This is a genomic window from [Clostridium] scindens (assembly GCF_019597925.1).
In the GTDB taxonomy this organism is placed as follows: Bacteria; Bacillota; Clostridia; order Lachnospirales; family Lachnospiraceae; genus Clostridium_AP.
On record NZ_CP080442.1, the window covers coordinates 2,155,290 to 2,175,446 of the forward strand.

The following is a 20,157-nucleotide window of genomic DNA, read 5'->3' on the forward strand; positions in this document are numbered from 1 at the left end:
GGTTAAGACTATTCTTAAAGACGCATCAGATATCTAATTTTAACTGGATCTCTTCTTCCGCCTCTTCCTTAAAACTTTCCATCTGCTCAGGATTCAGGCTTGGAAGATCCTCTACCGACTGGATGCTGAACCTTCGAAGGAACTCTTCCGTCGTGCCAAACAAGATTGGCTTGCCAGGAGCATCCATCCTGCCTCTTTCGCACACCAGGTTATACTCCACCAGTTTATTCACGGCATGGTCTGATTTCACGCCCCGGATCTTCTCGATCTCCAGTTTCGTAACCGGCTGCTTATAGGCGATGATGGACAGCGTCTCCAGCAGGACGTCTGTCAGCACGTACTTCTTAGGCTGCTTCGCCACCCGGATCAGATACTCGTACATCTGCGTCTTCGTACACATCTGAAACGCGTCTTCAAGCTCGATAATCCTGACGCCCCTGTCTTCTGCATCATACTTGTCCATCATTCTATGTATAATCTTTCTGGTCGTTTCTTCGTCATGCTCGATAGCGGCCGCAATCTTATTCAGTTCCACCGACTCGCCCATGGTGAAAAGAATCGCCTCTATCACGCCTTCTAATTTGTTGATTTCCACTTCTTCCATACTACCTTTCCCACACTTAAGATTCACATTTCGACAGAATCATAATATCGTCAAATGGCTGTTCCTGCCGGATCATGATCACGCCTTCCTTCATCAGCTGCAAAATAGCAAGGAACGTTACCACGATCTGCGTTTTGGAACTCTGCTTTTTTAGCAGTTCCCGGAAACTGAATCTGCCATGGCTTTTCGCATATTCCGTGACATAATCAAGCTTATCCGGCAATGTGACCTCTTCCTTTTCGATCTTGCCAAACTTGCTGCGGACAGGGTCGATCTTATCCACCTGTTTCTTCATCACATCCTTAAAGATGCGGTTTAACTTGGAAAGGGTCAGATCCCCCAGCAGGGCATCCAGATCTACTGGCTCTACATAGCCCAGCACTTCCTGTGGAATCGTAGGCGCCTTATACATCACCTGCTCGCCCTCCACCTGCCTGTCCCGCAGTTCATAGGACATATACTTGTACATCTTGTACTCCAGCAGCTGCTCCACCAGTTCCTGCCTGGGATCCTCTTCTTCTCCCTCCTCATTGACTTCCTTCGGAAGAAGCATTCTGCACTTGATATCCAGAAGTGTCGCAGCCATCACAAGGAACTCGCTCATGATGTTCAAATCTTCCTTGTCCATGGCCTTGATGTAGTCCATATACTGGCTCGTGATCTCCACGATCGGAATATCATAGATATCGATCTTATTTTTATCTATCAAATGTAGAAGCAGATCCAGCGGTCCTTCGAAGACCTGCAGTTTTACCGGAATTCCCATAGATATCCCTCACACTCTATCTTTTATCGTCACAATTGTATTATTATACAGGATTTTCCTGCTTTTCACAAGTTTTAATCCCCATTCAGCACAAGAACTACCATTTCCGCCGGATTTAACAGACGGATGGGGACGGAGTGGGCACCTAAGCCCTTGCTTACGACTACCGTAGCATCCTCTTCCCTGTAGATGTCTCCCGAGTATTTGGGAAACAGGGTAAAGTCCGGAGCGATCACGCCGCCGATTCCCGGAATCCTTACGATTCCGCCGTGGAGATGTCCAGAAAGTATCAGATCTGCTCCCCATTTTCTATATGCCGCCACATAGGCAGGATTATGGGCCAGCAGTATCTGGTAGGAAGAATCCGCCGTCCCTACCCTGGACTCGATCTCTTCTTCTTCCATCGGCCGCCTTCCAAACTTCCGGTAGCCGTCAAGCCCGATCTCAAGTCCGGTAATGCAGATGCTCTCGCCATCCCATGGAATCCTTACGGACTCATTTTCAAGAAATACGATCCCAGCGCTTAAAAGCCGGCTCTGATAGTCTTCATAGGACTGGCTATATGCTTCCGGCCGTTCTTTTAACTTCTGCTCGTGGTTTCCATTGGCATAGAATACCTTGCAGATGGACGGAAGGCGGCAAAGAAAGCGAAGCGTGTCTTCATAGGAATTTCCGTCCTTTCTTACCAGCATGTCCCCGCCAATCAGGATCAGATCCGGCCGGGCTCTGATAATTGCCTGAAACAGCCTCCCATTCTCCTCTCCATAACTGTAGTTATGCAGATCGCTCAAGAATACGATCCGCTTCTCTTCCTGCAGCCCCGCCAGCTTAGGGGATGCAATATTATATACCGTTGTTCTGAATCCATGCAGTTCCCGGATATTTTCAACGATCATTCCCAAGATGATGATTACAATAGCAATGATTAGAATATTCAACCTATCTTCTCCTTTAACTCCTGCAGCGGCCGCCATCCTTACGGCATGTCCGCCTTAACCATTATATAATTAATCTTTGGAATTTGCAATCTTCTGTATAGACAGCAAAGATAGGGGAAAGCCCCCTATCTTCTACAGCAGGAATTTTTTGACGGTGTCTCCCATCGCGCTTTTATAACTGATCTCATCCACTGATTCAGCAGCCACGATGTCTATACTGCCAATCTCTTTTCCACTTAGGAAATATTTTGCTTTTCCCACTTTGTCGCCTTTCTTGACAGGTGCCTTGATCTTCTTGTTCAAGGCCACTTTGCGCTCAATAGTCTTAAGGTCCGCTCCCGTAATATCTATATAGGCAAAGGGCGCCTTCTGCCGAACCTTTACCGTCGCCGCTACGCCCCGTGATACTTTGGCAGGCTGAATGGATTTTGCCTTCTCTTCCTCATACTTATTGCATCTGCCAAACCCGTAATTGAGCAGCGTGGTAGCGTCCGTAAAGCGCTGCTTGTGATCCGGGGCTGCCATGATCACTGCGATCAGTTCCATCCCGTCTTTCTTGGCGGTTGCTGACACGCAGTATTTGGCCTTATCCGTGGAGCCTGTTTTCAGGCCCGTGGCATATTCGTACTGCCTCACCAGCTTGTTGGTATTGGTCAGCCCGAATTCCGTGGTTCCTTTTTTGGTCGTATGCGTAATGTTCTCCATCCATATCATGGAGTAGTCGTGGATCTGCGGATATGTAGTGATCAATTCTCTTGACATCAGCGCGATATCATGGGCAGTGGTCAGATGCCCATCCGTATCCAGCCCATTGCAGTTTATGAAATGCGTATTTTCCATTCCCAGGCCTTTTGCCCTCTGATTCATCTGCTTTACGAATTCTTCTTCATTGCCGCAGATGTACTCGGCCATTGCCACGCAGGCATCATTGGCGCTGGCAACTGCGATGCATTTGATCATCGTGTCTACCGTCTGCGTCTCGCCCGGTTCCAGGAACACCTGGGAGCCTCCCATGGAGGCGGCATATTCGGATGTGGAGACTTCATCTTCCAGGCTGATCTTTCCGGAATCCAGAGCGTCAAAGATCAGAAGCAGCGTCATGATCTTGGTCACGCTAGCCGGTGGCCTCTGTTCATCTGCATCCTTTTCATATATGATCTGGCCGGTGGACGCTTCCATCAGAATTGCGGATGGAGCGCTGACCTGAGGTCCGGCCTCATTTCCTGCGCCGGCGGCATCCTGCCCCTCGGCAGAATCTTGGGTATCGGCGGCATCCTGCCCCTCGGCTGTGCCTTGGGTATCGGCGGCATCCTGCCCTTCGGCGGGTTCCTGCGTATTGGCGTTCTTTTGCGTATCATCATTATCTTCTGCTTCTCCCTGTACATCCGCATACAAGACCGGTTCCCTGACCGGCATTGCAAATACGGGCTGTACAAAGAGCAAGGCGCTTAAAATTGCTGCCAGAATCTGTTTCATGCGACAACTCCTCGTAGGTATCAGTCTATTATTACCATTGTAATGGGCAGCCTCTAAAAATATGCCAATAGTCGAAAAAGTAATTCGCCTTTCTTATGGTTGACATCCGACTACTATGTGGTACAATATAGTTAGATACTATTATGCGGTACAATGTAGGTGGGAATATGTATGATAAGTCTCAATTAATGCGCGGGACACTGGAGGGCTGCATTCTGAAAATCTTGTCAGACCAGACGACTTACGGCTATGAGATCGTAGCCAATCTGCAGGACTACGGATTCGAGGACGTCAAGGAAGGCACCATCTATCCGCTCCTGGTCCGTCTGGAAAAGAAAGGGATCATCTCTTCTGAATTCCGTCCTTCCCCTCTTGGTCCCAGCCGCAAATACTATACGATAACGGAATGCGGCGCGCAATATTTGGAAGAGTTCAAGCAGCATTGGAAGCAAGTCGTACGGTCAATGAATGCCATATTTGGATTGGAGGAATGAACTATGATGGAGAATACTGTCAGCCTGGAAACTTTGAAGGTAGAAAACTACTCTATGGAATCGGGACTTACTCCTGTAAACAGACGGACTGTGGATAAGATGTTCCATTACATCCACTCTTTCCCGCTGGATGAGTACGATGTGGAATTAATCCGCAAAGACATCATAGGCATGGCTATGGAAGGCGAGCAGAGAAACGAGCCCCTTCATATGATGATTGGCAAGAAGCCCAGGGACTTCTGCAATGACCTGATCTATGCCATCGCCGGCTTCACCGTTCCCGGAGGACGCGCATTCCTATTTGCTGCCGGATGGTTCTACCGTATCATGGGAGGGCTTTACTATCTCTTTGCCGGATGGAGCATCCTAAGCCTCCTGCTTGGATGGCTGATGAACCGCGGTACCAAGGATGCCATACCACTGGGCAATATTGGCCTTCTGTTATTTTTTTCCGTGATATTCATTGCCATCGGCTGGCTTTACAGAAAGGCTGGGTATATCGCGAAAAAGTATTGCGGGGATGCCGCCCATGCGAACCTGTGCATGAAATGGGGCAAGGGCATTTTAGGCTTTGAAATCGGATTCATGATTTTAAACAATGTTTTGAACTTTACTGCCGGCATCGCGGTGGATGCTACCCATACCTCCGCCAATCCGGCTGCCATCCAGATATTCAGCCTGATTCCTTATGTTTTTCTCGCTTTCTATATTATCGGCGCCTACAAGAATAAAAAAAGCGCATAGATGAGCGCATATAGAAAAAAGCACCCGACAGGTCTTATTTCATCCTGTCTGGTGCTTTTTCTAATCAGTTGTTGCTAAACTATGATCCTGCTTATTTGCCAGCCATCTGCTTCTCTTGCTGTTCGATCATTTTCTTAACCATATATCCGCCGACAGAACCATTCTGTCTAGATGTCAGGTCTCCGTTGTATCCGTCTGTTAACGGTACTCCTAATTCGTTTGCAACCTCATATTTGAATTTGTCCAATGCACCCTTTGCTTCAGGTACGGCTGCTCTGTTTGATGAACGACTTGCCATTGTCATACTCCTCCTTCTTGTAACTTTGTAACTTTTTACTTTGTTGTTACAACCATAGTATATGGAGGAATCAGATAATTACACTAGAAGTTCCTTCATGTTTTGGAAGATTTTTCAACCAGTCGTTTTCAGCGTTTAAAAGGAGGTCCGCGGCCTCATTTGCCATCTTTAGCACCTTTGCATCCTGGAATATGTCGCCCAGCTTAAAGTCCATCATGCCGCTCTGGCGGATACCGAATAGATCGCCCGGGCCTCGAAGCCTCAAGTCTTCGCTGGCAATCTTGAAGCCGTCATTGGATTCATTCAGGATGTTCAGCCTTTCCCGGGTTTCTTTCGCCTTGGAGCTGCTCATGAAGATACAGTAGGACTGGTGCTTTCCTCTTCCCACCCGGCCTCTTAGCTGATGAAGCTGGGCCAGTCCGAACCGCTCGGCATTCTCGATCATCATGACCGTAGCATTGGGCACATCGATTCCTACCTCGATCACCGTGGTGGATACCAGGATCTGTATCTCGCAGCGTCCGAACCGTTCCATAATATCATCCTTCTCGGCCTGGCGCATCCTCCCATGGAGGCAGGATACCACAATGCCTTCTCCCATCTCTTCCTGCAGCATGGCCGCATAGTCCAGCACATTCTCCACTTCCAGCTGCTCGCTTTCTTCCACCATCGGACAGATTACATAGCATTGCCTGCCTTCACGAACCTGCTTTTTCATAAATGTATAAGCCGTATTCCTGTAACTGGTATCTACCACGCAATTCTTGATTGGCAGACGGTTCGCCGGAAGCTCGTCGATCACGGAGATGTCGAGGTCGCCATACAGGATGATTGCCAGCGTCCTGGGGATCGGCGTCGCGCTCATGACTAGCACATGGGGCATTCCGCCTTTCCTTGCAAATGCCTCCCTTTGCTTGACTCCGAACCGATGCTGTTCATCCGTGACTACCAGCGCAAGGCAATCATAATAGACCCGATCCTGGATCAGCGCGTGGGTGCCGATAATGATCCTGGCATATCCGCATTCGATCCGGTCATAGGCTCGCCTCTTTTCTTTTGCCGACATGGATCCGGTGAGAAGTTCTACTTTGATCTTTATCCCGTATTCTTCCAGCAGCCGGGTAATCGAATCATAGTGCTGCCGTGCCAGCACTTCCGTCGGCGCCATCATGGCTCCCTGATATCCATTTAGCGCAACGCTGATAAGAGCCAGCACCGCCACGATCGTCTTCCCGGAACCTACATCTCCCTGCACCAGCCTTGACATAGCGGTATCCGATGCCATGTCATGGGCAATCTCATCCCATACTTTCTTCTGGGCTTTCGTAAGTTCATATGGCAGCCTTCCAATCAATTCATCCACTTCCGGCTTCCTCTGGACGATGTATTCATTCACGATCCTTTCATTCTTATCCTTCATCTTTCGGATAGACAGGATGAACTCTAAGAATTCCTCGAATACAAGCCGCTCCCTGGCATGATAGAACACTTCCTTGTCCTCCGGGAAATGAATGCCCCGGATGGCATAGTTATATTCGGCAAGCCCATACTTGAGACGAAGCTCGTCCGGAAGTGTTTCACGGGTCAGGTCCAGCTGGGACAGCGCCTGATGCATAGCCTTGGCCACTATATTATTGGACAGGCCTGCCGTCAGCCCATAGACCGGCTGCAGCGTGTGAATCTTCTCCTCATACTTCCCGGCCGGATAGAAGATTTCCGGGTGCTCCATCGCAAGGCCGCCCTTGCGGTTTGTAACCCTGCCTCTAAGTATGATCTTTCCGCCCCCCGCGAGCGTGTTCCGCAGAAAAGGCATCCGGAACCAGACTGCCTTGATGGTACCGGTCAGATCTTTGACATGGATGGTCGTCACCTGCATATTACGGTTTCCCGATACCTGGACCCTTCCGAAGATAGCTCCGGCCACCGTCTGGACCTTTCCTTCCTCCACTTCGCTGATCGGCACAGGATCTTCATAGACATCATAGCTTCTGGGATAATACCTGATTAAGTCTCCTACCGTAGAGACTCCTACCTTTTCAAATAGTTTCTGGGTCTTTTCGCCTATTCCCTTTAATTCTTTTATGCTTGTGTTTTCAATCATATCCGCTCCATCATAAAAAGAAGCCAGCCCCCGGTTCCAAAGGGACAATACCCTATGGCCTTAAGAGGTCTGGCCCTATCTTATATTCTGCCTGAAAATAATCCGTTTATTCAACCGCCAGCACATAATAGTAGATCGGCTGGCCTCCAAAATGTGCATCTACGTCTACGTCAGGATACAGGCTCTCCACTTCTTCGGTAAATCGCTGCGCGTCTTCTTCTCTTACTTCTTCTCCGTAGTAAAGGCTGATGAGTTCTGAATCCTCGTCTACCAGCTGGGACAGCATCTCCTTCGTCGTCTCTTCGATTCCCTTGCCCACTGCCAGAATGCCGCTGTCGCCGATGCCCATGATGTCTCCCTCATGGATCTCCTTGTCGTCAATCTTCGTATCCCTGACAGCATAAGTCACCTGCCCGGATTTGACATTCTTGATCTCTTCCAGCATCGTCTCTTCATTCGTCTTTGCATCCGCATCCGGAACAAAATTAATAATCGCAGTAATTCCCTGCGGAACCGTCTTGGTTGGAATGACGATAATCTCCTTGTCCTTCACGAGCGCCTTTGCCTGATTCGCAGCAAGCACGATATTCTTGTTGTTAGGCAGGATGAAAATACTGTCGGCATTCACCTGATCAATGGCATTAAGCATATCCTCGGTACTCGGATTCATAGTCTGTCCGCCCTCGATAATATAGTCTGCGCCTAATTCCTTGAATATCTCATTCAACCCTTCTCCGATGGAGACCGTGATGAATCCCATCGCTTTTCTTGGCTCTTCAGGCTTCTTCGGCATTTCCTTTGCCGCGTCCTGCGCTGCCAGTTTTTCTGCGTCCTTAATCAATTTTTCCTGATGCTCTTCCCGCATATTGTCTATCTTCATGCGGGACAGCTGGCCGAATGTCAGGGCCTTCTGGATCGCAAGTCCCGGATCATTGGTGTGCACGTGCACTTTTACCACGTCATCATCCGCTACACAGACGATGGAATCACCGATGGAACTTAAGTATGCCTTGAACTCCTGCTCATTGTCTTCCGTAAATTCCTTCTCTGTCAGAATAATGAATTCTGTACAGTAGCCGAACTTGATATCCACCGGCTCCTGCGCGCTGATCTTAACTGCTCCCGCTGATGCTGACGCATTCTTGGGCGCTATCGCGCTGTAGTCGATTTCCTTGCCCTGGAAGGCATCGTAAGCGCCTTTGATTACTTCAAGAAGACCCTGGCCGCCGGAATCCACTACGCCGGCTTCCTTCAGTACCGGAAGCATATCCGGCGTCTTCTCAAGCACTGCCGCGGCATGCTCGATGACTGCAGGGATGAACTCTTCCAGGTCTTCCGTCTCTCCTGCCATCTCCGCCGCTTTTTCAGCAATTCCGCTGGCAACGGTAAGGATGGTTCCCTCCTTTGGCTTCATGACTGCCTTATACGCCGTATCTCTTGCCCTGGCGCAGGCAGCTGCTAATGACAGCACGTCTATCTCTTTCTCTTCACGGATCGACTTGGTGAATCCTCTGAGCAGCTGGGACAGGATTACGCCCGAATTCCCTCTTGCCCCGCGCAGGGAGCCTGATGATATGGCCTTCGCCAAATCCTTCATATCTGGCTTCTCAAGCGCCATCACTTCTTTCGCCGCCGCCATGATCGTAAGGGACATATTGGTTCCCGTATCCCCGTCTGGTACGGGGAATACATTTAATTCATTGATAAATTCCTTCTGTGCTTCGATATTCTGCGCGCCTGCCAGAAACATCTTAGCAAGCATATCCACATTTATAGTTTTTGTAGCCACTTTTAATGCTCCTCCTTAACTAATCGATGACTCTGACGCCTTCAATGTAGATATTGATCTTATCTACCGGCATACCGGAAAATTCTTCTACCTTATATTTTACGTTACTGATCAGATTCTCAGTAACTGCCGAGATGCTTACGCCATATGCAACAATAATATGGAAGTTAATGCTAATATGATTATCGTCGGATATTCCTACCTGGATTCCTCTTGTCAGGCTTTCTCTCTTTAACAGATGGACAAATCCATCCTTCATATTCACTGCAGCCATGCCTACGATGCCAAAGCATTCAACGGCTACGGTTCCTGCATATTTTGCAATCACTTCAGGATCAATCGTAATAATGCCAAGATCTGTACTCATACATCCCTTCATATCTAAAAACCTCCAATTCTTGTATCCTTATTTCCACAATATCAATACATAATAATAAGAGTATTATACTCTGTTTTCCTCTATATTACAACAAAAAAGCCCTTGTGAGGACAACAAAAAACCCAGATTCCATAGTGAAATCTGAGTTTTAATTTTCCTTACGCACGCTCAACTCTGCCTGATTTTAAACAAGAAGTACAAACATACATCTTCTTTGTAGCTCCGCCCTCTGTTTTCACGCGAACTGATTTTACATTTGATTTCCACATCTTTGGTGATTTTCTATGAGAGTGGCTTACGTTGTTTCCAAAGTGAGCACCCTTTTCGCAAATAGCACATTTAGCCATGACTGCACCTCCTAACGCTCATAATAAGTTCTATTCCGAACTCGCAACAATAGTTATTTTACCAGAAGAGCAATCAAATTGCAAGTACTATTTCTCATTTTCTTATACTAGCAGCAAAACAAGTTATATCCAGCCAGTATGCATAAAGCGATGCACAGCACTTCCACAAACGTGTTCGGCAGTATCATTGCCAGAATGATGCCAACCGCCACCCAGAACAGGGCGAATCCTACTACCCGCTTCATAATTATTGCCACCCCTGCCCTTGTTTTATAATATTCTATGCGCATAGGGGGAAATCCATGACTATTCTTTGGAAGAATCAGCCTCATCAAGGATATCTTTTACGTCATCTTCCGTCATCTTGCCTTCCTTAGAAGAACTGAACTTGTCTACCACATCCGGTATCATATCAAGGATCTTGGTCATCGTATCCTGATTCTTGATATTCACAAGCCTGGTATGCCCATTCTGAATTACAAGCACGGCGCTTGGCGTCATCTTGCCTCCGATGCCTCCGGCTCCTTTTTCCTTTTTGTCTCCGTTGAACGCGCCAGCCCCTACCGCAAATGAGACATCCACCAGAGGGAGAATGATCGTATCTCCTATATGAATTGCATCTCCTACCACCGTCTTAGATGAGACAACTCCGTCCATCCCATGAAACAGGGCCTCCACCGTTCCTTTAAAATTGTTATTCTCTGCCATATTTTTGCTCCTCCTACCCGCTTATAATTCAAACTCTTTCACATGACGGTATGTCATACGCACTTCTTTGCACCATGCCAGGTTCCACATAAGCCTGACAAAATGGATGATGCGGATCCTGCCCTTGATGTACAGGCTGCCCTCCAGGACCTTCTGCTCAAAATCCGGGGTGATGCTTACATGCTCGCCCCAGAATGGATACAGCATGCTAAGCCCCGCCAGTATCTGCCCGGTCGTACAGGGATCTTCAAATCCATAATGGAGATCTGCCGCAAGCTTCTTAGGCTTCAGGCGGCGAAGCAGCTTGAATGCCTCGTCCTTAGCCTTAAAGAATGCCTTCCTATGGACTTCGTCAGTAATAAACTCTGCCAGTCTTTCCTTTTTCTCCAGCAATAATTTTATTTTATCACAGAACGCAAGGAATGTACATTTTATCTTCTGATACAGAGCCTTTGCCTTTTCCCATAGCCCTTTTGCCTTCCGTCCTATGCCCTCTTTACCTTTCGTACCTTTGCTGTCGCGTTCCTTAGTTTCCTGGACAGCCCCGGCTTCTGCCTTTTCCATATCTTCTTCAGTTTTTTGCAGCTGCGTTTCAGTTCTTTCAGGTAATCCGGGTTCTTCCTCATCTTCCTTCGGATGGCCTTTACGCTCCTTCGGAAGCTCTTCCACCTCTTCTTCCAGTGCTTTCCACTCTTTTTCCAGTTCTTCGTCATATTCTCCCACCTCTTTTTCGATTGTCTTCTTATCATCCTGTCCGCTCTTCATCGTCTTCCACGCTATCCGGACGCTCCATGACAGTTCCTGGCCTTCATACCCGGCTATTGCCTTAAAAAGGCGCGCAAGCCATGTCACTTTCACCCTGGCCTTTACTCCCTTAAGCGTGCCGTCAAACTCCGCCCTTGCCTCATACCGGATCGGCACGAAAAGAACAACGCAAACTAACAATACCAGTATCCCCAGTATTGCTGCTATTATGATCCCTATGATTTTCAAGATTAGCAATAGAATATGTAGCATCTTACTCTTCCTGTTCTTTTTTTAATATATAAGAGCGGATGTCAGCTCCTTTTGTCTCATTATACACTTCCTGGACAATTTGTTCTACCAATTCTACCGCATCTTCATATCCTTTTGCAATTCCCACCACAAAGAAGTCCTCATGGGGATAATCCGGCTGCAGAAGCAGCACGGAATTATAGATCTCCAAGTGGTTCTTCTCGTTCTGGGACAGCGTAATGATATGGATATTCGCCTGGAACTTATTCTCTTCCAGTTTCCGGATGATTCGGCCTTTCTTCTTCTCCAGTCCTTCCATCAGGTAGAGATGCTTATAGTACCTCATTCGCATTTTCCTCTTTTCTAATAGTAATAGGCATCAAAAACCTGTTTCGCCACATTGACCGCCTTGGCAGACCCGTCGGAGGACTCGATGATCACGCTGATGGCCAGTTCCGGATTGTCCACGTTGGTCATTCCAATAAACCAGGAGTGATCCTTTTCCTTATCTGAACTGTATTCTGCGGTTCCCGTCTTTCCGGCGGCCGTATAGCTCTGCCCGCTCAAGACGGACGCGGTTCCATAGTCCACTACGGCTGACATGTACTGCTTTAACTTGGCCGCTTCCTCGGAAGTCATCAGGCTTTTATACTTTTCCGGCTTATTCTTGTCGATGACCGCGCCGGTGTAATTGGTGACAGAATCCACCAGATATGGCTTCATCAAGGTGCCACCATTGGCGATAGCAGAAGTGATGAGCGCCATATGATACGGGCTTACCTGGGTCTTTCCCTGCCCCATGGCGGTCATCATCTTATCCGCGCTCCCTGCCCCCGGCTCCAGCGAGAAGGAACTCTTGCTGTAAGGCAGCACGGAAGGAAGCTTGGAATTAAACAGCAGCTCTTTGGATGTTCCTCTAAAATTCTTGATGTCTAATGACAGGCCGATGTTGGAAAAAGAGGTATTGCAGGAGTAGGCCAGACTGTCCTGGAAGCCTACCTGGCCATGTACATGCCCGTTATAGCAGTGGATGGTCACCCCATCCTGCTCGATGGCCCCGGTACAGTTGTAGCCATAATTCTCGTAATCCGGATTCTCTCTCATATACTCAAGAGCCGTAACCACTTTGAATGTAGACCCCGGCGCATACTGGCCCTGGGTCGCGCGGTTCAGTAACGCGCTGTCCTGGTCGGTATTCAGGAAATCCCAATTCTCGGCAACCGCATTTGGGTCAAAGTCTGGCTTGGATACCATAGCCAGGATCTTTCCCGTGCTCGGCTCCATCACGACCACGGCTCCCTTATAATTTCCAAGGGCATCATAGGCCGCCTCCTGAAGTTTGAGATTTAAGGTCGTCACCACGCTGTCGCCTATATTTTTCTTATCCTGGAATTCATTCTTTATCTTTTCCAGGAAAAACGCATTGGAAGTCAGAAGTTCAAAGTTCTCCACAGATTCCAGGCCTGATTTGCCCTGCACGCTGTATCCTACTACATGGGCAAACATATTTCCGTAAGGATACTCCCTCGTCTCCGTGCCGTCTTCTGATACGTTCGTCTGAGCCAGCACGTTGCCGTCCTTATCCAGGATCTTTCCCCTTACTACCCGGTCAGCATAAGAATCCTGTCTTGCATTATAAGGGCTTCGGATGATGTCCCGGCTTCTTGCCACCTGGAAATAGGTGATATAGCCCATAAGTACCAGGAATAAGGCGACGAAGATGTAGGTTACCCTAGCGAATTCTTTGTTCCTTGCGCGCTTTGCCTTGGCCTTTTGCTTGTCCTTTCGGCTGGCTTCTTTGCGCTCTTTCCGGGACATCTCCCGTCTTTCTTGGTCTCTTTTTATTCTCTTGTCCGCTTCTCTTTGCTCGTAGCCTTTCCTTTTTCTTTCTTTCAATATCTTCTTTCTCGTCTTCCCTTAATATATACAATCCTTGAATAATCGCAAACATGATCAGCGTACTAAGCAGGGAACTTCCTCCGTAGCTGACCAGCGGAAGCGTTACTCCCGTGGAAGGGATGAACTTGGTCACGCCGCCTATGGTTAGGAATACCTGGAATATATAGCAGGTTCCAAGTCCCAACGCCACCATTTTATAAAACATGTTGTGAAGCTGCATGGCAATATTCAGGAACATGACATAGCAGCTGACGCAGACCAGTATCATGCACAGCGCGAATATCAATCCCAGTTCTTCCGATATGGCTGAGAAAATAAAGTCTTCATCCGCTACAGGGATGGTATCCGGCTCGCCCTGGAAAAGTCCCATTCCAAACCAGCCTCCTGTGCCAATGGCAAATAAGGATTGGGCAACCTGGTATCCCCCATTGTCATAGGACGCAAATGGATCTTTCCACACGATGACACGCGTCCGGACATGTCCAAAAAGATAATAGGCCGCCACCGACGCTACGCTTCCCGCGCCAAGTCCGGCCGCGAGATACAGCGGCTGGCGGGTAGCCACATAGAGCATTGCCAGATAAACGACAAAGATGATCAGCGCGGCCCCAAGATCCTTGGATGCCACCAGAATCAGCACATGGAATGCCGCCAAAGCCGTGGTGATCACAATATTCCGGAATTCCAGCGACCGCTTGAAACTTGCCGCTACAAAAAATACGAAGATGATCTTCACCAACTCCGAAGGCTGGATGCTGATGCCGCCTACCGTAAACCCAAGTTTCGCGCCATAGGACACCTGGCCTACCACGGCCACGATCGCAAGCGATACAATCCCTGCAATGGCATACAGGTTCCTCCATTCCGACAGTTTCTTAAACTTGCGGATGATGACCGGAACCACGAAACTGACTACGATGGCTCCTGCCGCTATGACATACTGCTTGACCGCCTTTTCATAGTTCAGCCTGGTCAGCATGATCATGCCAATACAAAGGAGCATGCACATATTATTTACGACCAATCTGGATACCTTTGGATAAATAAACGTATACAGCAAAATGGTAGTCCCAAAAAGTACCACTTGCATCAGATAAAAGGCAAGCAGCTTGATATCCTGCTTCTCCAGATACATCACCAGAAATGCGATGATATGTATCGTGAACATCAGCACGTTCTGCCTCCTAAGCATCCGCTTCTTCTTATCCGGATCATAGTAGCCAAAGATACTGAAGCAAAGGTACGTATACATCGTCATCAATATAATGATCAGATATTTGGATAGTTCAACAATTATATTAACCAATTCTTCACCTACTTTACTCCCCTTTTGAAATGTCCCCGGGTATATTCCATATCCGGCGCCTGTACCTCTTCCCGCCGGATGATTCCCCTGACATAGTCCAGAATGATTCTGCGCATCTGATCCCGGCCTTCCATAGAGAAATCAAGACGGACCTCTCCCGGCCCAAGGCTAAGGATTTCTTCCGCCTTATCCGCCAGATAAAGCGGCGAGGAATTATAGATTACATTATAACAGTATGCACAGCATTTTTTAACTGCAAACTTCTTTTTATATCGATCCTGGATCTTTAGCCAGCCTTCTTTCGCATCGCATTGATCCATGGTCTTTCCAATACAGCCGGCCGTAATCATGACAGGCTGATATCCATAGGCGATCAAGGACTGTCCCCGAATATCCAGTTCCTTCAGTTCCCTGGCGTTTAACTCTACCGGCGCAGTGAACTGGCTGATGCCGCCATCCTTCATAAACTTCTTGGCAAAACGATTGCAGGCATAAAGATTATAATCTCCCCGTATCTCCTTATCATATGCATGCTCAAAAAGCCATTGGAGGCTCTCCCAGTTCCGAATCAGTACGCCGTCAAAGGATGACCGGATCATCTCATAGGCCTTTTCAAGCCTAAGAGCCGCATCTTCCCGGAATATATAAGGCATGGCAAAATAATGCTTTTTCACGGAATGATCCGACCAGATCATCCTCCCCGCCTCTTTTATCTCCTGCGGCGGCAGATCTATATAGATGCATTCTGCATCCTTGCATTCCACTGCCTCCTTAAGCTGGCTTAAGGAGCGGACTAAGAGAGCGAGCCGCGGGTCTTTTGATACCTTTCCTGGGCTGGCGTCCCCGCAAGCCGTTCTTTCTCCGGACGACGCTGCCTCTTCCTTCACTTCTTGCGTCTTCTTTGCCTTTCTGCGGTAATCCGACAGCACGCGATCTGACAAGGCCGCAAGTCCGTCTCTTCGCAGCTCGTTGAGCGCCTGCATCGGCAGGAACAAGTCTGCGTCCATGCACACTTCCATCCGCTCAAACGCAAACTGCGTATTCCCGGTCTTTCTCATCTGCTGTTCCACTCTGGATGCTTGAAGCGGCTGGCGCATGGCAGGCTCCGGCTTAGGGCCTTCACACTCTATGCGGTATGTCTTGTATTCCAGTATTAGTCTAGCACTCTGGCCCAAAGAAAGTATTAATTTCCCATTAATTTTTTCTTGTATTTTATAATCCGGACATGTTTCTATCTCTTCTTCCCGGCCCGGCGGGCGTCTGAAAGATATCATTTCCTTCCCATTATGCTGCCGGTAGTATCCTTCGCTGTAACCCCTTCTCTGATACGCGCCAAGCAGTCTTTCTCTATCCTCTGTTAATACCTGGTATCCTGCTCTGCCTTTCCGGCAGTACAGGTCTGCGTACTTTCGGTATAAGCTTGTTACCGTATACACATAATCTGGCTGCTTCATCCGCCCTTCAATCTTGAAGGAGTCGATCCCCGCCTCCATCAGTTCTGGAAGCAGATCAATGGTACATAGATCCTTCAAGCTCATCAGATCGCAAGGCCTGCCTCCCTCCACGCTGTAAGGAAGCCTGCATGGCTGCGCGCACTGGCCACGGTTGCCGCTTCTGCCTCCAATCATGCTGCTTAGGAGGCACTGGCCTGAATAGCAGTAGCAAAGCGCCCCGTGTACGAAGCATTCTACTTCAAGCCCTGTCTCCTCTTTCATGATATGGATTTCTTCCAGAGACAGTTCCCTGGCCGGCACCACGCGTACGATGCCCTGGCTCTTCATAAAAGAAGCGCCTCTTCTTCCTGTTATGGTCATCTGGGTGCTTGCATGGACCGCAAGGCCTGGGAAGTACTCCCGGATATAGGATGCCGCTCCTACATCCTGGACGATGACGCCGTCTAGCCCTCTTTCATAGTAGGGCTTCAGGTATTCATAGAGTTGGTCGATCTCCTTGTCCTTTAGCAGGGTATTGACCGTCAGATAGACTTTCCTTCCATGGATGTGCACATAGTCAATGGCTTCTTCCAGTTCTTCCTGTGTCAGATTCTTGGCATAGGCTCTCGCCCCAAACTGCATGCCGCCGATATAGACTGCATCAGCTCCGGCGCACACCGCGGCCCTGAGGCTTTCATAAGAGCCGGCTGGCGCCAATATTTCAACGTGTCTGTTCATATCATTCTTTCCTTTAAAAAAGGCTGTCCACAGACAGCCTATTTCTTACGATTATTCTTTATCTCTGTTTCCAGCTGGACAATCTTCATCTGAAGATCCTTGTTCTCTTCCTTTAACTTGTCCATCGCCTTTTCTGCATTCTCCAGCTTGATCTGAACAGATATCAATTCATGCTTCAGATCATACATCTCTTTATCCTTCGCTTCTATATCGCTTTCCAAAGTGCCGCCCTGCTTCTTTGCCTTGAAATAATCATCGGCGATATTCAGCGCAAGCAAGATGTTTCTTGTCTCCGCGCTCTGCTTCCTGTATCCTTCGCTGTTGCTGCACTCTTCAATCTTATGATTCAGATAAGTGGATACTTTCTGCAGGTAGTCTTCGCTTTCGAAGCCGCTGAGGGTGAACACCTTTCCCCCTATTAATACTTCTGTATAGTTTTTTGATGATGCCATTAGAAGCCTCCTCGAAATTTCATAATATCTGTAAACTATTATAAACTAAACTGATGTAAAAACCAACTACTTTTCTTCATTTTCATGTGAAATTCCAAGATGACGGTACGCGCTGTCTGTCACCACGCGGCCTCTCGGCGTCCGCTGGATGAATCCGTTCTTCAAAAGATAGGGCTCATATACATCCTCGATCGTCCCCGCATCCTCGCCGATTGCCGCAGCCAGCGTATCAAGTCCAACCGGGCCTCCCTGGAACTTTTCGATCATGATCAGAAGCAGGCCCCTGTCCGTCTGATCCAGCCCCTCCTTATCCACATCCAGAAGATCCAGGGCGTAATTCGCCACCTCTTCTGTGATATATCCGTCATATTTTACCTGGGCAAAGTCCCGCACCCTCTTAAGAAGACGGTTGGCAAGCCTTGGCGTGCCTCTGGACCTTCTTGCAAGCGCGTAAGCTCCACGCTCATCGATGCCTACCTCCAGCACCCTGGCTGAGCGCAGGATGATGGTCTTTAATTCCTCTACCGTGTAGAACTCCATCCGGTTGACGACGCCGAAACGGTCCCGAAGAGGCGCCGTCAGCATCCCTGCCCTGGTCGTTGCGCCCACCAGGGTAAACTTCGGCAGATCCAGCCGTATAGAGCGCGCGCTGGCCCCTTTGCCGATCATGATATCGATCGCATAGTCCTCCATCGCCGGATACAGCACTTCTTCCACTTGACGGTTCAAGCGGTGGATCTCGTCCACGAACAGGACGTCTCCCTCCTGCAGGTTATTGAGAATCGCCGCCATCTCTCCCGGCTTCTCGATTGCAGGACCTGAAGTAATCTTGATATTCACATTCATCTCATTGGCAATGATCCCAGCAAGCGTCGTCTTTCCCAGCCCCGGAGGCCCGTAGAACAACACATGGTCCAAGGCCTCGCCTCTTGCCTTGGCCGCCTCAATATAGATCTTAAGCGTCTCTTTTGCCTTCTCCTGGCCGATATAATCTTCCAGCATCTGCGGCCGCAGATGATTCTCAATTTTGATGTCCTCTTCCAGGTTCTCTGTTGTAATAATTCGTCTGCTCATCTATCCCACCCCGCATTAAAACATCATCAGCTTCAACGCCTGCTTTAACACTTCTTCTACTTCCATATTCTCCGTTATGTCCACCTGCCTTACAGCCTTGAGGGCCTCCGTGCTTCCGTATCCCAGCGCTACCAGAGCCTGGACGGCATCGCTTTGTACTTCTCCCTGGTAAGCAGCCGCGCCCTGCACCTCATTTTCGGAAGCCAGATGCTCCAATGCATCCTCCAGGCGCAGTTTGTCTCTGAGTTCCAATATCAATTTTTCTGCCGTCTTCTTCCCTATGCCTGGCGCCTGGCAGATTGCCTTGACATCGCTTGACATTACCGCAAATCTTAGTTCATCCGGGCTTAGTGCCGACAGCACGCCCAGCCCTCCCTTGGGGCCGATCCCGTTGACTCCGATCAGCAGTTTGAAGACTTCCAGGTCATCCTTCGTCAGAAATCCATACAGCTGCATGGCATCTTCCTTTACATTCAGATAGGTATGGATCTTTACCTCCTTGCCAATTGATGGCAGAAGGCCCATAGCCTGTCCGGACATGAACACCCCATAGCCGATTCCCCCTACATCGATCACTACTTTATCCTCTTCCAGCGCTTCCAGCGTCCCCTTAAGATAAGATATCATAACTCCTCCTATAATTGTATATTCACAAGCCTTTTCAGCATCTCGTTCGACACGATCCCAATGAGGAGCCCGGTAAGCATCCCTGCGATCAAAAGCACCGGGACATAATAGATGACGCTGAACGTCTCCACCACCAGCATGGCCACCGCCAGCTGCCCGATATTATGGAAGACCCCGCCCGCTATGCTGACTCCCATAATGCTGAATCCGCCTTTCTTCTTCATGAAGGCCATAACCGTCAGGCTCAGGATCCCTCCAGCAAGGCTGTAGATGATGCTAAAATAATTGCCAAATATAAATCCCGCAAGCAGGACCCTGACTACCGACAGCAGATAGGCCTCCCTTAAGCTCATCTTGTAAAGGGCAATCACGATGATCAGATTTGCCAGCCCCAGCTTTACGCCGGGTATCCCAAAATTAAAAGGGATCAAAGTCTCCACATAACTGAAGATCAGCGCCAGCGCCGTAAACACGCCGAAATATGCCACTTTGCTTCTCACCTGTGCTTCCTCCTTAGTTCGTCACCGCATCATACTTGCTGTTCTCGCTGCTTTCCACCTCGACAACCACCTTGTTGGGCAGGCAGATGATGCTCTCATGGTTCTTAGATACCGCTTTCTGATGCATGCACAGCTTATCCGGGCAGTCGGCCTCGATCATCTTGGCCTTGCCGTTCTTTATCTGGAGGACGTTGCTGCCGTCATTAATCTTAATCTCCCTGTCTTCTGACAGGCTGTAAGTCCCTTCTATCTCGCCATTTACCTTGATCGTCACCTGGCTTGCGCCCTTGCCTCCGATAAATTCATGGGCCAGGAATGCCAGTCCCGCGACACATATGATGATAATGATCAGAATCCAGTCTTTTTTCTTTAAATGAATCTTCATACTCTCCTACCTTCTTCATTTCTATACGCTCTATTCTAACACAACAAATCTTTTGCTTCAACCACATGTTCGATTGCATATCCTGTTTTTCATGTTATAATAA

The 20,157-nt window shown here is 48.6% G+C and carries 23 protein-coding genes; 2 read left to right on the top strand and 21 right to left on the bottom strand.

Going from position 1 to position 20,157, the window contains the following annotated elements; all coding sequences use genetic code 11:
* Positions 1-25 precede the first annotated feature (25 nt).
* The 4 genes from scpB to K0036_RS10455 all read right to left on the bottom strand — a co-directional run bounded on the left by scpB (position 26) and on the right by K0036_RS10455 (position 3,784).
* Positions 26-604, bottom strand: a complete 579-nt coding sequence (scpB, locus tag K0036_RS10440; protein ID WP_173693402.1) for an SMC-Scp complex subunit ScpB — start codon at positions 602-604, stop codon at positions 26-28.
* A 16-nt stretch (positions 605-620) separates the two neighbouring features.
* A complete protein-coding gene (locus K0036_RS10445) occupies positions 621-1,370 on the bottom strand; it encodes a segregation and condensation protein A (RefSeq protein ID WP_025643345.1) in 750 nt (249 codons plus the stop codon).
* 74 nt (positions 1,371-1,444) lie between these two features.
* Positions 1,445-2,344 (bottom strand): metallophosphoesterase, encoded by a 900-nt coding sequence (locus K0036_RS10450; protein WP_220429687.1) that lies wholly within the window; start codon positions 2,342-2,344, stop codon positions 1,445-1,447.
* Between the two features lie 96 nt (positions 2,345-2,440).
* On the bottom strand, positions 2,441-3,784 hold the full coding sequence (locus K0036_RS10455) for a D-alanyl-D-alanine carboxypeptidase family protein (RefSeq protein WP_220429688.1): 1,344 nt from the start codon (positions 3,782-3,784) through the stop codon (positions 2,441-2,443).
* A 167-nt stretch (positions 3,785-3,951) separates the two neighbouring features.
* Between K0036_RS10455 and K0036_RS10460 the strand changes: the two genes are divergently transcribed.
* Together K0036_RS10460 and K0036_RS10465 are read left to right on the top strand one after the other, a co-directional pair.
* Positions 3,952-4,278 carry a PadR family transcriptional regulator gene (locus K0036_RS10460; protein WP_025643342.1) on the top strand — a complete coding sequence of 109 codons (327 nt, stop codon included), beginning with the start codon at positions 3,952-3,954 and terminating at the stop codon, positions 4,276-4,278.
* A gap of 3 nt (positions 4,279-4,281) precedes the next feature.
* Entirely contained in the window at positions 4,282-5,022 is a 741-nt protein-coding gene (locus tag K0036_RS10465; protein WP_220429689.1) for a hypothetical protein, read from the top strand.
* A gap of 91 nt (positions 5,023-5,113) precedes the next feature.
* Here the strand turns inward: K0036_RS10465 and K0036_RS10470 are convergent, their stop codons facing one another.
* The 17 genes from K0036_RS10470 to K0036_RS10550 all read right to left on the bottom strand — a co-directional run bounded on the left by K0036_RS10470 (position 5,114) and on the right by K0036_RS10550 (position 20,054).
* On the bottom strand, positions 5,114-5,320 hold the full coding sequence (locus K0036_RS10470) for an alpha/beta-type small acid-soluble spore protein (RefSeq protein WP_009248447.1): 207 nt from the start codon (positions 5,318-5,320) through the stop codon (positions 5,114-5,116).
* Positions 5,321-5,390: 70 nt separating this feature from the next.
* A complete protein-coding gene (gene recG / locus K0036_RS10475; RefSeq protein ID WP_220429690.1) occupies positions 5,391-7,421 on the bottom strand; it encodes an ATP-dependent DNA helicase RecG in 2,031 nt (676 codons plus the stop codon).
* 106 nt (positions 7,422-7,527) lie between these two features.
* Positions 7,528-9,210 carry a DAK2 domain-containing protein gene (locus K0036_RS10480; protein ID WP_173694504.1) on the bottom strand — a complete coding sequence of 561 codons (1,683 nt, stop codon included), beginning with the start codon at positions 9,208-9,210 and terminating at the stop codon, positions 7,528-7,530.
* 19 nt (positions 9,211-9,229) lie between these two features.
* Entirely contained in the window at positions 9,230-9,589 is a 360-nt protein-coding gene (locus K0036_RS10485; protein ID WP_004606745.1) for an Asp23/Gls24 family envelope stress response protein, read from the bottom strand.
* A gap of 158 nt (positions 9,590-9,747) precedes the next feature.
* A complete protein-coding gene (gene rpmB / locus K0036_RS10490; RefSeq protein ID WP_009248444.1) occupies positions 9,748-9,936 on the bottom strand; it encodes a 50S ribosomal protein L28 in 189 nt (62 codons plus the stop codon).
* A gap of 107 nt (positions 9,937-10,043) precedes the next feature.
* Entirely contained in the window at positions 10,044-10,181 is a 138-nt protein-coding gene (locus K0036_RS10495; RefSeq protein ID WP_173694505.1) for a hypothetical protein, read from the bottom strand.
* Between the two features lie 61 nt (positions 10,182-10,242).
* Complete coding sequence (locus K0036_RS10500; protein WP_025643339.1) at positions 10,243-10,644, bottom strand: GerW family sporulation protein; 402 nt, start codon at positions 10,642-10,644, stop codon at positions 10,243-10,245.
* 21 nt (positions 10,645-10,665) lie between these two features.
* Complete coding sequence (locus K0036_RS10505; RefSeq protein WP_220429691.1) at positions 10,666-11,661, bottom strand: DUF2953 domain-containing protein; 996 nt, start codon at positions 11,659-11,661, stop codon at positions 10,666-10,668.
* A 1-nt stretch (position 11,662) separates the two neighbouring features.
* Positions 11,663-11,986: a hypothetical protein gene (locus K0036_RS10510; protein ID WP_025643337.1), complete on the bottom strand. Its 324-nt coding sequence runs from the start codon at positions 11,984-11,986 to the stop codon at positions 11,663-11,665.
* Positions 11,987-12,003: 17 nt separating this feature from the next.
* Positions 12,004-13,335 carry a peptidoglycan D,D-transpeptidase FtsI family protein gene (locus K0036_RS10515; protein WP_220431299.1) on the bottom strand — a complete coding sequence of 444 codons (1,332 nt, stop codon included), beginning with the start codon at positions 13,333-13,335 and terminating at the stop codon, positions 12,004-12,006.
* A gap of 37 nt (positions 13,336-13,372) precedes the next feature.
* Positions 13,373-14,845 (bottom strand): FtsW/RodA/SpoVE family cell cycle protein, encoded by a 1,473-nt coding sequence (locus tag K0036_RS10520; RefSeq protein ID WP_220429692.1) that lies wholly within the window; start codon positions 14,843-14,845, stop codon positions 13,373-13,375.
* A gap of 8 nt (positions 14,846-14,853) precedes the next feature.
* Entirely contained in the window at positions 14,854-17,016 is a 2,163-nt protein-coding gene (locus K0036_RS10525; protein ID WP_220429693.1) for a peptidase U32 family protein, read from the bottom strand.
* A 38-nt stretch (positions 17,017-17,054) separates the two neighbouring features.
* Positions 17,055-17,468: a cell division protein ZapA gene (gene zapA, locus K0036_RS10530; RefSeq protein WP_220429694.1), complete on the bottom strand. Its 414-nt coding sequence runs from the start codon at positions 17,466-17,468 to the stop codon at positions 17,055-17,057.
* Positions 17,469-17,534: 66 nt separating this feature from the next.
* Positions 17,535-18,542 (bottom strand): Holliday junction branch migration DNA helicase RuvB, encoded by a 1,008-nt coding sequence (ruvB, locus tag K0036_RS10535; RefSeq protein ID WP_025643333.1) that lies wholly within the window; start codon positions 18,540-18,542, stop codon positions 17,535-17,537.
* A gap of 15 nt (positions 18,543-18,557) precedes the next feature.
* The gene (ruvA, locus tag K0036_RS10540) at positions 18,558-19,169 is read right to left on the bottom strand and encodes a Holliday junction branch migration protein RuvA (RefSeq protein WP_025643332.1); all 612 of its coding nucleotides are present in this window, start codon (positions 19,167-19,169) and stop codon (positions 18,558-18,560) included.
* Between the two features lie 8 nt (positions 19,170-19,177).
* Positions 19,178-19,669: a Gx transporter family protein gene (locus K0036_RS10545; protein ID WP_025643331.1), complete on the bottom strand. Its 492-nt coding sequence runs from the start codon at positions 19,667-19,669 to the stop codon at positions 19,178-19,180.
* A 13-nt stretch (positions 19,670-19,682) separates the two neighbouring features.
* A complete protein-coding gene (locus K0036_RS10550) occupies positions 19,683-20,054 on the bottom strand; it encodes a NusG domain II-containing protein (protein ID WP_029466433.1) in 372 nt (123 codons plus the stop codon).
* Positions 20,055-20,157 lie beyond the last annotated feature (103 nt).

What these genes read in the sequence shown, in the direction of transcription:
- scpB (WP_173693402.1), bottom strand. Translation starts at nt 604, where the DNA reads ATGGAAGAAGTGGAAATCAACAAATTAGAAGGCGTGATAGAGGCGATT.
- K0036_RS10445 (WP_025643345.1), bottom strand. Translation starts at nt 1,370, where the DNA reads ATGGGAATTCCGGTAAAACTGCAGGTCTTCGAAGGACCGCTGGATCTG.
- K0036_RS10450 (WP_220429687.1), bottom strand. Translation starts at nt 2,344, where the DNA reads ATGGCGGCCGCTGCAGGAGTTAAAGGAGAAGATAGGTTGAATATTCTA.
- K0036_RS10455 (WP_220429688.1), bottom strand. Translation starts at nt 3,784, where the DNA reads ATGAAACAGATTCTGGCAGCAATTTTAAGCGCCTTGCTCTTTGTACAG.
- K0036_RS10460 (WP_025643342.1), top strand. Translation starts at nt 3,952, where the DNA reads ATGTATGATAAGTCTCAATTAATGCGCGGGACACTGGAGGGCTGCATT.
- K0036_RS10465 (WP_220429689.1), top strand. Translation starts at nt 4,282, where the DNA reads ATGATGGAGAATACTGTCAGCCTGGAAACTTTGAAGGTAGAAAACTAC.
- K0036_RS10470 (WP_009248447.1), bottom strand. Translation starts at nt 5,320, where the DNA reads ATGGCAAGTCGTTCATCAAACAGAGCAGCCGTACCTGAAGCAAAGGGT.
- recG (WP_220429690.1), bottom strand. Translation starts at nt 7,421, where the DNA reads ATGATTGAAAACACAAGCATAAAAGAATTAAAGGGAATAGGCGAAAAG.
- K0036_RS10485 (WP_004606745.1), bottom strand. Translation starts at nt 9,589, where the DNA reads ATGAAGGGATGTATGAGTACAGATCTTGGCATTATTACGATTGATCCT.
- rpmB (WP_009248444.1), bottom strand. Translation starts at nt 9,936, where the DNA reads ATGGCTAAATGTGCTATTTGCGAAAAGGGTGCTCACTTTGGAAACAAC.
- K0036_RS10495 (WP_173694505.1), bottom strand. Translation starts at nt 10,181, where the DNA reads ATGAAGCGGGTAGTAGGATTCGCCCTGTTCTGGGTGGCGGTTGGCATC.
- K0036_RS10500 (WP_025643339.1), bottom strand. Translation starts at nt 10,644, where the DNA reads ATGGCAGAGAATAACAATTTTAAAGGAACGGTGGAGGCCCTGTTTCAT.
- K0036_RS10505 (WP_220429691.1), bottom strand. Translation starts at nt 11,661, where the DNA reads ATGCTACATATTCTATTGCTAATCTTGAAAATCATAGGGATCATAATA.
- K0036_RS10510 (WP_025643337.1), bottom strand. Translation starts at nt 11,986, where the DNA reads ATGAGGTACTATAAGCATCTCTACCTGATGGAAGGACTGGAGAAGAAG.
- K0036_RS10515 (WP_220431299.1), bottom strand. Translation starts at nt 13,335, where the DNA reads ATGGGCTATATCACCTATTTCCAGGTGGCAAGAAGCCGGGACATCATC.
- K0036_RS10525 (WP_220429693.1), bottom strand. Translation starts at nt 17,016, where the DNA reads ATGAACAGACACGTTGAAATATTGGCGCCAGCCGGCTCTTATGAAAGC.
- zapA (WP_220429694.1), bottom strand. Translation starts at nt 17,468, where the DNA reads ATGGCATCATCAAAAAACTATACAGAAGTATTAATAGGGGGAAAGGTG.
- ruvB (WP_025643333.1), bottom strand. Translation starts at nt 18,542, where the DNA reads ATGAGCAGACGAATTATTACAACAGAGAACCTGGAAGAGGACATCAAA.
- ruvA (WP_025643332.1), bottom strand. Translation starts at nt 19,169, where the DNA reads ATGATATCTTATCTTAAGGGGACGCTGGAAGCGCTGGAAGAGGATAAA.
- K0036_RS10550 (WP_029466433.1), bottom strand. Translation starts at nt 20,054, where the DNA reads ATGAAGATTCATTTAAAGAAAAAAGACTGGATTCTGATCATTATCATC.